This window comes from uncultured Campylobacter sp., assembly GCF_938045595.1.
Lineage (GTDB): Bacteria > Campylobacterota > Campylobacteria > Campylobacterales > Campylobacteraceae > Campylobacter_B.
In genome coordinates this window covers 1-15,637 of sequence record NZ_CALIBB010000007.1, presented here as the reverse complement: position 1 = coordinate 15,637, position 15,637 = coordinate 1, and the positions used below count along the sequence as shown (strand labels likewise).

At 40.6% G+C, this 15,637-nt stretch carries 13 protein-coding genes; 10 read left to right on the top strand and 3 right to left on the bottom strand.

What is annotated here, in order from left to right; genetic code table 11:
- The 8 genes from Q0340_RS00225 to Q0340_RS00190 all read left to right on the top strand — a co-directional run.
- Positions 1–1,194: ATP-binding protein (locus Q0340_RS00225; RefSeq protein ID WP_298081674.1), on the top strand; the 1,194-nt coding region annotated here is incomplete at its 5' end.
- A gap of 100 nt (positions 1,195–1,294) precedes the next feature.
- A complete protein-coding gene (locus Q0340_RS00220) occupies positions 1,295–2,647 on the top strand; it encodes a DUF262 domain-containing protein (RefSeq protein WP_298081673.1) in 1,353 nt (450 codons plus the stop codon).
- Complete coding sequence (locus Q0340_RS00215; protein WP_298081672.1) at positions 2,625–4,346, top strand: DUF262 domain-containing protein; 1,722 nt, start codon at positions 2,625–2,627, stop codon at positions 4,344–4,346. The genes Q0340_RS00220 and Q0340_RS00215 overlap by 23 nt, the downstream gene beginning before the upstream one ends.
- Complete coding sequence (locus tag Q0340_RS00210) at positions 4,333–5,811, top strand: DUF2779 domain-containing protein (protein ID WP_298081671.1); 1,479 nt, start codon at positions 4,333–4,335, stop codon at positions 5,809–5,811. The genes Q0340_RS00215 and Q0340_RS00210 overlap by 14 nt, the downstream gene beginning before the upstream one ends.
- Before the next feature lie 56 nt (positions 5,812–5,867).
- Positions 5,868–7,097, top strand: a complete 1,230-nt coding sequence (locus Q0340_RS00205) for a PD-(D/E)XK nuclease family protein (protein WP_298081670.1) — start codon at positions 5,868–5,870, stop codon at positions 7,095–7,097.
- A gap of 9 nt (positions 7,098–7,106) precedes the next feature.
- A complete protein-coding gene (locus Q0340_RS00200) occupies positions 7,107–7,928 on the top strand; it encodes a Sir2 family NAD-dependent protein deacetylase (RefSeq protein ID WP_298081669.1) in 822 nt (273 codons plus the stop codon).
- 44 nt (positions 7,929–7,972) lie between these two features.
- Positions 7,973–8,896, top strand: a complete 924-nt coding sequence (locus Q0340_RS00195; protein ID WP_298081668.1) for a WYL domain-containing protein — start codon at positions 7,973–7,975, stop codon at positions 8,894–8,896.
- A complete protein-coding gene (locus Q0340_RS00190; protein ID WP_298081667.1) occupies positions 8,893–9,432 on the top strand; it encodes a macro domain-containing protein in 540 nt (179 codons plus the stop codon). The genes Q0340_RS00195 and Q0340_RS00190 overlap by 4 nt, the downstream gene beginning before the upstream one ends.
- Before the next feature lie 127 nt (positions 9,433–9,559).
- On the opposite strand, the gene Q0340_RS00185 is transcribed toward Q0340_RS00190, so the two are convergent.
- Positions 9,560–10,117: a metallophosphoesterase gene (locus Q0340_RS00185; RefSeq protein WP_298081666.1), complete on the bottom strand. Its 558-nt coding sequence runs from the start codon at positions 10,115–10,117 to the stop codon at positions 9,560–9,562.
- A gap of 281 nt (positions 10,118–10,398) precedes the next feature.
- On the opposite strand from Q0340_RS00185, the gene hcp reads away from it, so the two are divergent.
- On the top strand, positions 10,399–11,727 hold the full coding sequence (hcp, locus tag Q0340_RS00180; RefSeq protein ID WP_298081665.1) for a hydroxylamine reductase: 1,329 nt from the start codon (positions 10,399–10,401) through the stop codon (positions 11,725–11,727).
- 331 nt (positions 11,728–12,058) lie between these two features.
- Here hcp and Q0340_RS00175 read toward each other — a convergent pair whose 3' ends face one another.
- Together Q0340_RS00175 and Q0340_RS00170 are read right to left on the bottom strand one after the other, a co-directional pair.
- The gene (locus Q0340_RS00175) at positions 12,059–12,628 is read right to left on the bottom strand and encodes a hypothetical protein (RefSeq protein ID WP_298081664.1); all 570 of its coding nucleotides are present in this window, start codon (positions 12,626–12,628) and stop codon (positions 12,059–12,061) included.
- A 30-nt stretch (positions 12,629–12,658) separates the two neighbouring features.
- Complete coding sequence (locus Q0340_RS00170) at positions 12,659–13,558, bottom strand: tetratricopeptide repeat protein (protein ID WP_298081663.1); 900 nt, start codon at positions 13,556–13,558, stop codon at positions 12,659–12,661.
- A gap of 518 nt (positions 13,559–14,076) precedes the next feature.
- On the opposite strand from Q0340_RS00170, the gene Q0340_RS00165 reads away from it, so the two are divergent.
- A partial coding sequence (locus Q0340_RS00165) for a molybdopterin-dependent oxidoreductase (RefSeq protein ID WP_298081662.1) occupies positions 14,077–15,637 on the top strand: 1,561 nt, incomplete at its 3' end.

Sequence of the window (15,637 nt, the reverse complement as noted above, 5' to 3'; positions counted from 1 at the left end):
AGAATAAAATCTTATTGCCTCGCGCAAAATATCTTGCAAGCAGGTTCAAATTTGCTGATGTATGATGAAGCCGAGGATGTATTTAACATAAATAACGATGAGAAAAGGCAATACGGCAAAGCCTTTATAAATAGAGCTCTTGAAACCAACGAAGTACCTACTATTTGGATTACGAATAATATTTATAGCATGGACGAGGCCGTCATTAGACGTTTTAATCTAGCCATAAAGCTTGAGGTGCCTAATAAAAATGTAAGAGCGAGGATCATCAAAGAATATAGCGCAAATTTGATAGATAATAAGCTAATCAATAAACTTGCAAAAAATAAATTTATTGCGCCCGCAATCGTTAGCAATGCAAGTTTAGTCGTTTCAAGCTTAAGTCTAAGAGATAAAAATAAGGCTTTTGAGCGCGTGATAAGCAACACTTTAAAAGCACAAGGCTACGGCGCGCTAGAAAAGGACAAGAAAAAAGAGAGATTAAAAGATGATCTGCCTAGCAGCTATGATCCAAATTTCGTAAACTCAAGCTGCGACCTAAACGAGCTAATGCAGGGCATAAAAGAAAGCAAAAGCGCTAGGATTTGCCTTTACGGAGTTCCAGGGACCGGAAAGAGCGCATACGCTAAATTTATCGCTAAAAGCCTAAGAAAGCCTATTATCATCAAAAAAGGAAGCGAGCTTTTATCTATGTGGGTTGGCGGAACCGAGAAAAATATAGCCGAGGCTTTTAAAGAGGCTGGTAGCAAAAAAACAGTGCTCGTATTTGATGAAGTCGATAGCTTTTTACAAGACAGAAGCCTAGCTACTAGAAGCTGGGAGGTAACTCAAGTAAATGAAATGCTAGTGCAGATAGAGAGCTTTAGCGGCATCTTTATCGCTACGACAAATTTAATCGATAATCTCGATAAAGCAAGTCTTAGAAGATTTGCTTTAAAGCTTGAGTTCAGATATTTATTGCCAAATCAAGCATTAAATTTGTTCAAAAAAGAGTGCGCATCATTAAGGATAAAATTTGATGAAAACGTAGCTGCAAGAATTTCGGATTTAAGCTTTTTGGCGCCAGGAGATTTTGCGAGTGTGCGAAGACAGGCTAAATTTAAAAGGGTTAAAAACAGCGATGATTTTTATGAGAGATTGGAACGGGAAGTCGCGCTAAAGAATGAAAATAAAGTAAAAAGGATAGGGTTTTAGCAACACAACTAGCGGAGTTAAAACGGTGTCATTTTTATTTAAAGGATAAAAATTTTAGGCTTTTTATAGTAAAATTTTAAAAGATTTAAGGAGAAATACTATGACAAATGACGACAATGAGCAGAATAATTACATTTTAAGTGCAGATGACATACTAAGTAGCGCAAATTATCAAATCCCATACTACCAACGCCCATATGTATGGAGTGAGGATTTAGCTTTAGGGCTGCTTTCAAGCATTAAAAGATCGTTTAAAAATGGAAGCTCTAATGAAATTTTACTAGGGCACATAATTTTGCATAAGGAAGCACATAAAAACAAAGAATCAATTAACAATATAGTCGATGGGCAGCAACGTATAACTACGCTAGCTCTTATTTTAAAAGCTTTAGGCGATAATGATGTGCCTTTTTTAGATAATAAAATAAATTTCTTATCGCATAAGGCTTTGAAAAGAAATTTCGATCTCTTGAAAGCGGAGTGCGACAATATAAAAGACAAAGAAAAATTTATAAGTTACATAAAGAATAGAGTCGAATTTACATATATAAAGACAGGAAATTTAGACGAAGCATTTTTATACTTTGATACGCACAATACCAGTGGTAGAACTCTTAGCGAAACGGACTTACTCAAAAACCACCATCTAATGTTTATGGACGAGACAAAATCAAAGCAACTAATGCTTCACTACGCTAAAAAATGGAATGAGTATTCTTTATACGACATTAATACATCTTGGTTTTTGAGAGAAAATTTGATATTCCGCACATTAAGAAGCGCACTATATATAAGACGAACTAAAACTGACGCTTTTAATCCATATAGAACTTTTGGTTATTATGGTGCAGATGAAGAGTGGTATAAGTTTAATTATTCTATTTTTGAGGAATTTAAAAACCACTTTGATGAGAAAATCAAAATTTACAAAAGCAATATATCGCTCACGGATGATATTCTTGGAGGAGCGAGCTTTTTTGAATATGTTTTTAAGTATTGCGATATTTTAAAATACATTGAAAGTAATTTCATATATTTTCATGAATATTTTACGGGATGTAGTTATCTAAATCATGCTTGCCACGTAGTTTTGCTATTTATTGCCGACAAGTTTAGTATCGAGGCATTAGACGAGGTTGCGAATTTAATGTTTTTAAATATATTTGGCGTCGCCTGCGGATATGATAGAATTTCTGGTGATAGTCCGCGGATAATAGTTCAACGGCTTTTGCAGCTTACTGATACCTCAAGTACATTGGAAACGCTGAAAGTAAAAATAGAAAAAGAGCTAAAAACTAATGCAGAAATATCGAAGATTTTGCCCAAAAATCGAGAAAAGCATTATAATAGGATAAAGGACAAGACAAAGTACACCAGGGACTACATGGCCGATAATTCTTTTAATATTATAAATTTTGAAGGAGAAGAAGATGGAAGAAGCAAAAGCAAATAATCGTACTATACACAGCATAAAGAGTTATAAATTTGAAGTACCTTTTTACCAAAGGGCGTATTCTTGGAGAAAGCAGGATATTGAAAAACTAATAAGCGATATAAACGGCAAAGAAGGGCACTATCTCGGCAATATCGTAGTTAAGAAGAATGATGATAAATTTATCGTCATAGATGGACAGCAAAGACTTACTACTATTTATATTATTTTTATGGCTTTAGGAGTAAAAGAAAAACCGTTTGAACTAAGCTATGAAATAGATAGTAGCGATGGCGAAAAACTAAAAAACTTTAACGTAAATGAACGCAAATATGTAAATAGACAAATTTTAGATGCCATCCTTTTTGCTGGCAACAATGAAATTTTGTGTAAAGATAGTTTCGAAAAGAATATAAATTCGGCTATTTTTACGATGACTATTATCCCAGAAAATGTCAAAGCTACTGAGTATTTTGAACTAGTTAACACAAAAAGCATTCAGCTGGAAAATCATCAAGTTTTAAAGGCTAGATTTTTAAGTAATATTAAAGATAACTATGCAGACGTAGCAAGAAAATGGGATATGATCTCAAATATGGACGAAAAATATAAAGATCAAATTTTAGAAAGAAATCAAGCAGATTTACCCATCGAACCCAAAACAATAAGAGAACTTTTGGAATCAGATTTCAATCGCAAAGAAGAAAAGCAAACCGAAACAAATTCTGATACAAAAAGCTTAGTAAAATTCCCAGTATTTTTGCTTCTAGTTTTGAAGGTGTTTGTTGCCAAAAACGGCTTGAATGTGGATTCTGAGAATAAGGTGGACCCTAATAATAAGATTATCATAGACAAAGATAAACTTTTGGGGGAATTTGAAAAAGTTTTTAGGAAAAAAACAGATTTGCACTATGAGTTTATTGCTTTTTTAGAAAGTATGCGTAATAAATTTGATGAATTCGTCTATAGAGATGACGAGATGAAAAACAAAATATTGCTAAATTTGCAAAGATTATTTTACTATACTAGCGAATACGACAAGCCTGAATTTATCGCCGCACTTTTGGCCTTCTTAGACAAAAACTCACTAGATGCTTGTAATGATAAAAATACACAAAAGGTTATTGAATTTCTCGAGCAATTGGATAACGAGCTGGCAAAGAGCGCTTTAAAAAACAATGGATATCGTAAAATAGTAGAAACTATAAATGACGTTATAGGAAAAATTTATAAAGGCGAAAGTCTGGAAACGCCAGTACTTGAAAAAATCGACTCTAAATTTTTAGATACTGGAACAGCAGTACCGCATTATTGGTTTTATAGGCTAGAGTATCTACTTTGGCGAGATTTTAATAGTTTAAGTGCTTGTGATACTTGTGCGGATGATATAAAAAAAGTATTTCCTAAATTTAATAGAGATGAATATCTAATCAAATCCCAAGACACGGTGGAACATATGTGGGCAACAAATTTACAAGAAAATGGCAAAGCACTAGATGATTTTGGGAATTTGGCCTTAATAAGAAAGGATTTTAACTCTAGTTTAAGCGATTATGATTTTGGTGAGAAGTTAAAAATGATAAAGGAGAGCCCAAGCTCGAGTATAAAAATGCTAATATTTTACGCATCGCAAAAGGGATACGATAAGGATATGATCGGTAGACTCGGCGATGAAATGAAGAAAATTCTTTTTCAAGGCATAACAAATGCCCCTCTCTAAATCCCTCTACATCCGCGGCCTTCAGTGTGAAAAGAGCTTGTGGCTTAAAAAGAAAAAGCCTGAAGTTTTGCAAGCTCCAGATGATAGCGCGCAGGCGGTATTTGATACCGGAACATCAGTAGGCGAGCTAGCCTGTGAGCTATTTAGCAGTGGAGAAAGGATAGAATTTAGCGGCGATTTTGACGCACAAATAGCAAAAACAAAAGAGCTTATCAAGCGCGGCACAAAGGTGATCTACGAGGCCACTTTTTGCTTTGACGGCATCCTTGTGATGGTTGATATCTTTCGCATAGGCAAGGACGGGCTTATCATCAACGAAGTAAAGAGTTCGACTTCCGTAAAAGACGTATATATCGACGATGCGGCCATTCAGTATTACGTGCTTAGCTCGCTTGGCTACGAGGTGAGCCGCGTAAATATAATCCACATCGATAGCGCCTACACAAGAGACGAAACGCTAGAGCTTGAAAAGCTATTTTGCGTGCAGGACATAACCGAGCAAGTGAAGCAAAAGCAGCGAGATATTCCTAAAATTTTAAATAAATTTGATGAAATTTTAAGCCAAAATAATGAGCCAAGCATTGATATAGGCGTTCATTGCTCAAACCCATATCTTTGCGACGCTTGGGAGTACTGCTGGCGCGAGCAACGAGGCATACCGGAGTATAGTATCTTTGACATATCTCGCCTAAGAAGCGATAAAAAATTTGAGCTTTATAGAAGTGGCTTGATTAAATTTAACGACATAAAAGATCTAAGTAAATTTAACGCCTCTCAGCAGATCCAAATAAAATCAGAAATCTCGCAAGAACAGATCATAGACAAAGATGCAATAAAAGAGTTTTTGGATACGCTCCACTACCCGCTCTATCATCTCGACTTCGAGACCTTTCAGCAGGCAGTGCCGCAGTTTGTAGGGCTTAGGCCTTACGAGCAGATACCTTTTCAGTTTTCAATCCACAAAGATGACGGTAAAGGAAATTTAAAGCATTTTGAGTTTTTAGCTGAGGCTGGGGCCGATCCTAGATACGAGTTAGCGTTAAATTTAATCAAATTTATCCCGCAGGACGCCTGCGTGCTAGCCTATAATATGAGCTTTGAAAAAGGAGTGATAAGACGCATGGCCGAAGCTTATCCGCAAATCTCAAATGAGCTTATGGCTATCCACGACAATATAAAAGACCTCATGGCGCCCTTTGCAAGCAAAAGCTACTACCATCCGAAAATGAAAGGTAGCTACTCCATAAAATACGTCCTGCCCGCACTCGTGCCGGAATTTGAGTCGGCGTATAAGGATTTAAATTTAATCCATCACGGAGGCGAAGCTATGCAAGCATACGCCGCTATGACTTTTATGAAAGAAACAGAGCGCGAAGCTTATAAGCAGGCTCTGCTAGAATATTGTAAGCTCGATACGCTAGCAATGGTTAAAATTTTAGAAAAACTTTATGAGGCTGTGCACTAAGACAAAAAATGCCTAGTTTGTCTGCTATAATGCTTTAAAATTTTAAAGGAGGAGATATGGATATAGAGAAATTTGAATCTATGCTAAAGCAAATCAAAGTCTTAAGCGATAAGCTAGAAGTCAAAAAGCTGCGCGGCAATAATGACTACAATCTATTTTTGGCGCTTTTTGACGCTAGCGACGAAGTGCGGTTGCACTCGCGCTTTATTTGCTCGCTGCTCGATCCGAACTCGTCACATTATCAAAAAGAGCTATTTTTGGAGCTTTTTATAAAAGCATGCGGGCTAGAGGATTTTGGGCTAAATTCGCAAATCGCAAAAGTCTATAAAGAATATGAGAATATCGATATCTACATAACTGACGGCACGAAGCATATTATTTTAGAAAATAAAATTTATGCCGGCGATCAAGAGGCTCAAATTAAAAGATATATAAAAACTATCCAACAAGAAAACGGCAATGAAGCTGAAATTTACGTGCTCTTTTTATCACCGCAAGGGCGCGAGCCTACCGGCTATAGCCTAGACGGACTAAAAATCAAAGACGGCAGAACTTCAAACGAAAAGGGCGATGAAATTGCTAAATTTAAGGCGATTTCATATGACAAAGAGATAACTGCGTGGCTTGATCTATGCCTTGAAGAAACGGGAAATTTAACCAATTTGTCCGCTGTGATATCGCAATACAAGAATGTCATCGAAAAAATTTACGGAAAATATAAAGGAGTGCAGATGGATGCAAATGAAATTAGTAAGATAATACTCGAAAACTATGATATAGTTGAGGAGATAAAAAATAAGTATTTCGATATGGCCAGTTCGAATAAACTTAATGAATTTATGTCAAACGTAAAGACTGAACTCGAAAAAAGATTATCGCAAGAATGGCACGTTGATATAAGAGCGGCTGATGCAAACAAGCGGTATTTCGTGCCCATATATGTTTATAAGCGCATCTGGGATGATTATAAGCGCAGCCGGGATGATGGCTTATTGCTAACCTTTGCTTTGGAATTTGGTAGCAAGAATTTTTTAGACCCATATATTGGGCTTAAATATAATAAGAACGGGATCAACAAGGAACGCATAAAAGATATACAAGCTAAATTTACGCTTGCTGAGTGGAAAATAGGCACAACGTTTGCAAGGTGGAAATGGCTTAAAAAGGATCAGTTTTTAAGAGAAATAATCGTAAATAAATATAGTGAGACGGAACTAGTCAATGAGCTAATAAAAATGAAAAATGAACTAGAGCCGCTAGCCGATGAAATTGCAAAGTTAATTTAGGCGCAAGTTATGCAAGACATGATCTTCCGCGCAAAAGAGATCGTCGAAAACGCCGATGCCGTCATCATCACAGCAGGTGCAGGCATGGGCGTAGATAGCGGACTGCCTGATTTTAGAAGCGATCTTGGTTTTTGGAAAGCCTACCCGCCTTTAAAGGATAAAAATTTAAGCTTTACCGAGATGGCAAATCCGCAGTGGTTTTTTAGCAGCCCTGAGCTAGCTTGGGCGTTTTACGGACACAGGCTAAAGCTCTATAACGCAACCCAGCCTCACGAGGGTTTTGCGCTACTAAAAAATCTTTGCGAAGCAAAAGGCGGCAACTACTTTATCTACACTTCAAACGTCGACGGGCATTTTGAAAAGGCGGGATTTGACAAGGATAAAATTTACGAGATCCACGGCTCTATCCATCATGCGCAGTGTATTCATAGCGATGGCGGAAACATCTGGAATATGGACGAAAACAGCATCGAAGTGGATGAGGATAGATTTATCGCTACAAAGATGCCTGTTTGTCCTGAGTGCGGATGCGAGAGCCGTCCAAACATATTGATGTTTTACGACCACGAATTTAATCACAAAAGAGCTTGGGCGCAGCGCAAAAAGTATGATACATGGCTTAGTCACAATATGAACTCCAAAATAGCCATAATTGAGATCGGAGTAGGGCTTACGGTGCCTACGATCAGGATTTACGGAGAAAGGATGGCAAAAAGATTTAAGCGTTCTTATCTAATCCGCATAAACCCGCTAGATACTCACGTAAGCGCGTATAGAGGTATGGCGATAAAGGCAGGCGGACTTGAAGGATTAAGAGCAATCCTTAGCTGATATTATCCCTTTATTTTAGATAAAATAATATAAAAGGAGCCTAGATGCAAAAACCGCAAAAAATAATCTCGCAATCCGGTAGCAACAAATACGAACGCATAAACGAAATAGCCACCTTAATTAGCAGAAAACCCCATTCCATCTCCGAGCTCGCGAAAAAATTTGGAGTTTGCACCAAAACTATCCAAAGAGACCTTTACGAAGTGCTAGCGAAAAATGGAGCTGTAAAAAACGGCAGGATGTGGAGCATAGATAAAACTAAAATCAAAGATGGCTTAGATCAGGAAGAGCGCACCGTCATAAATATCCTTGATAATATCTCAAAAACCATGGGCGCAAATTTTTACTCAAAGGCCCACGTTTTGCTAGAACAGATCACAAACCGGCTAAATCATCCGATTTTAACAAATATAAGCAGCGAGAAATTAAGCGAAGGTGACTTTATAAATTTCGAACTGCTTGAAAACGCCATAAAAGAAAAAAGCTTAGCGCAGTGCGAGTACGCCGGTTTTAAATTTAAGATAAAGCCGCTAAAACTAGCGATGTTTGACGGATTTTGGTATTTGCTATTTTTAGATACGAATAAAAACGATACCTTCAAGAAATTCCACTTAAAAAGCATCGCAAATATTAGAATTCTTGAGGAGAAATTTAAATTAGACGCCACGATAGAGGAGAGGATTAAAAATATAAACTCCGCCTGGGCAACGCTAGATAAGCCAAATACCGCTAGAGTGCTTTTAGCTCCGCAGATAAAGAAATATTTCGAGAGAAAACCCTACGCTAAGCAGAGCATAACAGGACTTGATGCCGATGGCTCGGTCGTAATCGATATAGAATTTACTAATTTAATGGAGATAAAGCCGCTTATTTACTACTTCATTCCGTTTATCAAAGTGCTAGAACCAAAGGAGTTGGCCGATACGATAAAAGATGAGATAGAAAGGTATTTAGAAGAGATAAAATGAAAATTTTATATGAAATAAAGATAAAATTTGGCGATTTATTGGACGCACAAGCGGATTATCTAATAAATCCTTCAAATACGGCGATGCTGCTTGGCAGCGGTGTGTCTATGGCTTTTAAGAGGCATTGCGGTGAGGCGCTAGAAAAATACATGCAAGAACAACTAAAAATAAGAGAGATAAGGCAAGGTGATGTCGTCAAAACCGCCTCAAATCACGCAAACTTTCCATTCGTATTACATGCAGCCATTATGAATTACGCTGATAGATCAAAGCCTAAAAAGCCGAGCTTAGCTACTATAGTGCAAATTTTAAATAATTTGCAAGAAATAATCTTGCAAGATCAAAGCAAATATATAAAAATAGCTCTGCCTCTGATGGGATGCGGAGCGGGTGGACTAGATAAGCGCGAGGTAGTTAGCGAATATAAACGCTTTTTCAAACAAAATTTAGACGCAGAAAAAGAATGCGAAGTAGAAATTTACGGATTTAGTGAAAGTGATTTTAAATTATTGAAAGAAATTATGACAAAAAGCTAAATTTGCTTGCTTGGCTGCAGATATAAGGCGTGCTACCGATATGCAGGTAGAGCCGCGAAATACAATTAGTTTATCGCGCTAAATTATATTTTATAGAATTCAGCTGCTAAAATTTTATAAATTTAACTCAAATTTCTAAAATATTAAGCTTCAGACTTGAATTATAAATCGTGCAATCGCCGATTTTATCAATATCTGAAAGCGGATTATGCACGTGTCCGCAAAGGATTATTTTTGCTTTTAAAAGTCCGTGCTTTAGCACTCGAAAAAGCTCTTTATCACCAAAATCTCTGCCGCGCTCTATGGACGTTTGCGTATGTGCAGGCGGAATATGCGTAAGTAGCACGTCGCACTCTGCAAAATCCAAAATATCCGCGCAGAGATAAGGGGCGCAGCCAAATTTAATACCCTCAAGCGTCTTAATATCGCCATCCGCATAAATATTAGACGCTCGTATCCAAGAAACGTCGCCAGACTCACTCACGTCATGATTTCCGCTACATACAAAGATAGGCTTTTTAAAATTTTCTAACCACCGCTTCACCCACGCTTTTTGTCCTTCGATATCTTTTTGGTTTGCATCTATCAGATCTCCACTTATGCAACAAATGTCAAATTCTAAGCTTAAAATTCGATCAAATTTAGCTTTATCGAAATGTAGATCACTCGCATGTAGAATTTTCATAACGTTTTTGGACTACCGCTTTTATATAATTTAGAAACCTTGCTCGCCAACGATTTTAACTTCTTTTTCATTACTTATCCGTTTTTTGAAATTCCGCGCATTATATCTAAATTTAAGTATCCGTATTGCCGCTATGAGTAGAATTGAAGCAATTTATAAAATTTAAAATTCTCATTTTGTAAATAAATTTGATAAAATTTAGCCATTTATTGATTATAATCAATTTTTTTGCCTAAATAAAATCTTAAAATTACCAACTAAATTTTTTATAAAGGATTTCTATGAGCGACAATCTAGAGATGTTCTGTCATCAGTGCCAAATGAGTGCACCCGAGGGCTGCGGCGCCAAGGGCCAAGACCGCGGCACCTGTGGCAAAAATTCCACATTAAGCCTGCTTCAAGACACTATGGTTTTCGGGCTTAAGGGCCTTAGCGCCTACCGCCACCACGCGCACGAGCTCGGCGCCGATACTAGCGCGGTCGATACCGTTATGGGCGACACGCTGTATTTCACGCTGACGAACTCAAATTTTAACTTTGACGAGCATATCGCGCAGCTGATGGCCGTCGGAAGCGCGGGCGTGCAGATGATGGATATTTTAAGCGAGGCGCATACCGCAAAATTCGGCGTACCGACCCCGGTTAAAGTTAGCCAAAACAAAGTCGAAGGCAAGGCGATTTTGGTCAGCGGACACAACCTTCACGCTCTTGAAGCGCTGCTAAAGGCGACCGAGGGCAAGGGCATCAATATCTACACCCACTCCGAGATGCTTCCTGCGCACGGCTATCCGCAGCTTCGCAAGTATCCGCACCTAAAGGGCAACGTCGGCAAGGCGTGGTTCGATCAGACCAAGCTTTTTAACGAATTTAAAGGCGCGATTTTGATGACCACGAACTGCATCGTGCCGCTTCGCTCGTCCTGTAGCTACGCAGACAGGCTGTTTGGCTACTCTATCGCTGGCACAGACGGCATCAAGCATATCCAAAACGACGATTTTACGCCGCTCATCGAGTGCGCGCTTGCATGCGGCGACGTGAGCATGGACAGCGACGAGAGCTTGGTGACGGGCGGACACTACAAGACGATTTTAAGCCTTGCGCCGCAAATTCTAGACGCGATCAAATCGGGCAAAATCCGCCGCTTTTTCGTCATCGCAGGCTGCGACGCGCCGGGCAAAGGACGCGAGTATTACCGCGAGCTAGCGCTTAGCCTGCCGAAGGACTGCGTGATTTTGACCTCTAGCTGCGGCAAATTCCGCTTCAATGACGTAGATTTCGGAACCGTGCCCGGCACCGAACTTCCGCGCTATATCGATCTAGGCCAGTGCAACGACAGCAACGGCGCGGTCAAGATCGCCCTTGCGCTTAGCGAGGCTACGGGCATCGCGGTAAACGACCTGCCGGTCTCGATCGTGCTGATGTGGATGGAGCAAAAGGCGGTCATCATCCTGCTTGCGCTGTTTAGCCTTGGCGTTAAGAATATAAACGTGGGCCCTACGGTGCCTGAGTTTTTCAACGACGAAATTTTGGGCTTTTTGGTGCAAAATTTCGGCCTTCGCCTAATCAGCGGCGACGCGCAGGCGGATCTGAAATACTTCCTGGGCGAATAAATTTTATAGCGAGGCAAATCGGGTAAATTTAAAATTCGGCAAAGCTCCGATTTTAAATTTACCCTTTATACGCCGCTTTTAGCGGAGCTAGCCGATCCACTCCACGGCTATTTTGCGCCGACGCTCATATTTAAATTTCACGACTATGTCGTCCTTCTTAATTTAAATTTTAAAATTCCATAATCTCACTAAATGCTTCGCAGAAGTTAATCAAACGGCTTTAAATTTATGCCGTTAAATTTCAAAATACTCACGATTATGCAAGCGGTGATTAGTGATATATTGTGAAAATTACGCCTAGAAACATTCGCCTTATAGCTTTGCCACATAATTAAGGTCGTGCGGCATCGCGTAGAAGCCTTTGCGCCGCAGACTCTTTAGGTCGGAACGATTTTAGCGATTCGGACGCTTCACATAAATGATTTACGATATCTCCTACTTTTTCGTCCGTCGTACCAAGACGCGCCCAGTCGCCGAGTCTGCAGGCTTTTTCGTAATAGAGTGCCGCCTCCTGCATTTCTTCTATGCCGATTTGATACTCTGCATACAATCCGCAAGCCTCCCATTCTCCGCCTATGCCATCGCAGCTCTTTTTAAAAAGCTGCGCGGCTTGTGCCATATCTTGTTTGGTGCCCTTTCCCTCTTGATACATCATACCAAGTTTCAAGCAACTTGCTTTATGCTTGCCTGTGCAAGCTTTGCCTAGGAATTCTGCAGCCTTGCCTAGATCAATCTCAGGCGTCAGATTATCTGATCGCTCAGCTTCTTTCAGATACGATGCGGCAGCAGAGACGCAGGAGTCAGTGCGTCCTGCTTCGCAGACGATTTCATCTATTTTAGTTCCCAAACCGCCGAACGCTGCATAGCCCAACAGCACTAAAGCTAAAATCATCTTTTTCATTACAACTCCTCATATAAATTTAAAATCACCTCAGCGGGCGGCTTTTTCGCAAGATTTTTGCAGTATCTTGTTAGAATCGATACTTATGATTTTTTTGCCTAATTTGCACGCCTTGTCGTAGTATCTCATCGCCGCTCTTTGATCGTCGCTCTCTATATTAGAGGCGTATATCGCGCAAGATACCCAGTTCCCCTCAGAATCGCAAGATATTCTATACTCTTCGGCGATTTTCGCTTTAATTACGTCCTGCACAGCTCTTAAATTTTGCGCTTCAAGCTCAGCAGGTCTGCTGCAAAATTGCTTTATCCCATCGTTAAATGCGGGGTTATTTTGCAATGCGGGATCCGAGATATTTTTGCCAAGCTCGCAGGCCTTTTTATAGTATTTCGCCGCTTCTTTATTATCCTTTCCCTCCATAAATAAGGCAAATAACCCGCAAGCGAGTATATCGCCCTTGCTATCGCAATCTTTTTTCTGTTGTGCGGACATCTTTGCTTTATCCGTATCATTGTTGCTCATAATGGCCGCCATAGTGCAGCCACTTTCATAACCCGTATCACATGCCCTTTCAAAGAACTCAAGAGCCTTTTTATCGTCTTTTGCTACCGCTTTCCCTTCATGATAAAATCCTCCTAATCCGAAACAACTAAGAGCATGGCCGCCGTCGCACGCTTTTTTATAAAATTTAAAGGCTTTTGCCAAATCTTGCTTTACGCCGAGATCGCCTAATTCAGGGATATTTTCATATACCCCGCCGAGGTAGCCGTACACCTCCTCATACTTCACGGTTGCGTTTTCGTTCGTGAAATTTTTGCCGCTTTCGCAAGCTTTTTCCATTTCACTTATCACCTCCTGGATCGTAGACTCCTTAGCCTCCTCGGCAAACATAAATGAGCTTAAAAAAGCCAAAGCTAAAATGATTTTTTTCATTTCTTCCTCCTTAAAATTTGTCGTATTGTTTCACTTTTCGTTGTCAGATACTGTCATTTAATGGCATTAAAATTTTATTGTTTTCTTTGCTTTTAAAATTCCGCAGAAATATACCCCCCCCCTCTTTTTTTTAATAAGCGCAAAAATATACGATTGCCATGTTTTACAGCCTGCGTACGGTAGTCGCATCAATATCTAATTTTCAATCTATGACTTACTGACACCATGAAATTTTATAACGCCTAATACCGACGAGCTCTTGATATACTCAAAAATTTTAAAATTTTTAAGAGCCGATGTGCGAAATTTAAAAAGCTAATTTTTAAAGTAAAATTATTTTAAAAACTTAATTTATAATTTAAGCTTTTATAAGCCACGAAATTTGAGCGCTCTTTTAAAAATAGAAAAATAAAATTTCGCTCTATAACTTGTAATTTCATTTTAAGGCCGAAAAATTCGCGATTTTTAATGCTAAAATTCCATAGATCTTTCATTCATTTCACATTAAAGGAGAGAAAATGAAAAGACGCGAATTTTTAAAAGGCGTTGCCGCGAGTGCGGCAGGTGCAGCGAGTGCAAACGCTACTAGCGTCATCAGCGACGATCTGATGAATAGCGAGGATGCGCCGATCACCGCCTCGCATTTCGGCGCGGTTAGGGCCCTTAGGCGAAACGGCAAATTTGAAGGCGTTTTAAGCGAGAGTGAGCTAGATTTTTTCCCGATCAGCCTTACTCAGGGACTTGCGGCGCGCACATACGACGCTACGCGCATCGCGCGACCATGCGTGCGAAAAGGCTATCTAGAAAAAGGCTGGCAGAGCGACAAAAGCATGCGCGGCAAGGACGAGTGGATCGAGATTAGCTGGGATGAGGCGTATAAACTCGTAGCGGACGAGCTAAAGCGCGTACTTAAAGACCACGGCGCAAGCTCGATTTACGGCGGCAGCTACGGCTGGTACAGCGTCGGCAGCGTAAATAACCCGCAAACCCTGCTCGGTCGCATGCTAAATATCATCGGCGGCTACACTACGAGAAAACTTAACTATTCGTGCCACTGTATAAGCGCGATAACCCCGCACATCAGCGGAACGGACGAGGCCAACGCCTTGCAAACCGCATGGCCTACGATCCTAAAAAATAGCGAAGCGGTGCTCATCTGGGGTGCCGATCCGATCAATACCAATCAGATCGCATGGGCCGTGCCCGATCACGAGAGCTATTTGTATTTCGCAAAGCTAAAAGAGCAGATGCAAAAGCGCGGCGTAAAGGTGATCACGATCGATCCGGTTTATAATAACACCGCTAAATTTTTAGGCTCTGAGCACATTTCGATCAACCCTACCACCGATGTTGCGATGATGATGGCGATATGTTATGAGATGATGGCGCAAGGGCTTGCGGATGAGAAATTTCTTAAAAAATACACTCACGGCGCGGAGGAATTTAAAGCCTATCTTAGAGGCGAAAGCGAAGATGGGCTCAAAAAAGACGCGGCGTGGGCGTCTAAAATTTGCGGCGTGAGCGAGGATGAGATCAGGGGCTTAGCCAAAATTTTAGGCAGCAAGCGCACTATGATAATGTGCGGCTGGGGTCCGCAGCGCGCTCATCACGGCGAGCAGTTTCACTGGATGGCGACGGTGCTTGCCGCTTTCGTGGGCCAAATCGGGCTTGCGGGCGGCGGATACGGCTTTGGCTATCATTACAGCGACGGCGGCTGCCCTAGCCCCGCAGCTCCGGTAGGAAGTGCGCTAAGCCTCACAAGCGGCGCGGCGACTACCTCCTCGGCTTTCCCGGGCTTGGGCAGCATGAGTATCGTGCCTGCTAGCGAGGGCGAGTGGAAAAACCGCGACAACATCGCAATCCCCGTCTCGCGCATCGTTGATTGTATCAACAATCCCGGCAAGGAGATAGATTTTAACTGCAAAAAGATGACCTACCCCAACATCAAGCTTGCCTACTGGGCGGGCGGCAACCCATATATGCACCACCCTGATACGAATTTACTCGCGCGCACGTTTGAAAAACTCGATACCTTCATAGTCCAAGAGTGCTTCTGGACGGCGAGCGCGCGCATGGCAG

Excerpts from the sequence above, each read along its gene's own strand:
- Q0340_RS00175 (WP_298081664.1), bottom strand. The coding sequence starts at position 12,628 with ATGAAAAAGATGATTTTAGCTTTAGTGCTGTTGGGCTATGCAGCGTTC.
- Q0340_RS00200 (WP_298081669.1), top strand. The coding sequence starts at position 7,107 with ATGCAAGACATGATCTTCCGCGCAAAAGAGATCGTCGAAAACGCCGAT.
- Q0340_RS00195 (WP_298081668.1), top strand. The coding sequence starts at position 7,973 with ATGCAAAAACCGCAAAAAATAATCTCGCAATCCGGTAGCAACAAATAC.
- Q0340_RS00215 (WP_298081672.1), top strand. The coding sequence starts at position 2,625 with ATGGAAGAAGCAAAAGCAAATAATCGTACTATACACAGCATAAAGAGT.
- Q0340_RS00190 (WP_298081667.1), top strand. The coding sequence starts at position 8,893 with ATGAAAATTTTATATGAAATAAAGATAAAATTTGGCGATTTATTGGAC.
- Q0340_RS00210 (WP_298081671.1), top strand. The coding sequence starts at position 4,333 with ATGCCCCTCTCTAAATCCCTCTACATCCGCGGCCTTCAGTGTGAAAAG.
- Q0340_RS00220 (WP_298081673.1), top strand. The coding sequence starts at position 1,295 with ATGACAAATGACGACAATGAGCAGAATAATTACATTTTAAGTGCAGAT.
- Q0340_RS00185 (WP_298081666.1), bottom strand. The coding sequence starts at position 10,117 with ATGAAAATTCTACATGCGAGTGATCTACATTTCGATAAAGCTAAATTT.
- Q0340_RS00205 (WP_298081670.1), top strand. The coding sequence starts at position 5,868 with ATGGATATAGAGAAATTTGAATCTATGCTAAAGCAAATCAAAGTCTTA.
- Q0340_RS00170 (WP_298081663.1), bottom strand. The coding sequence starts at position 13,558 with ATGAAAAAAATCATTTTAGCTTTGGCTTTTTTAAGCTCATTTATGTTT.
- hcp (WP_298081665.1), top strand. The coding sequence starts at position 10,399 with ATGAGCGACAATCTAGAGATGTTCTGTCATCAGTGCCAAATGAGTGCA.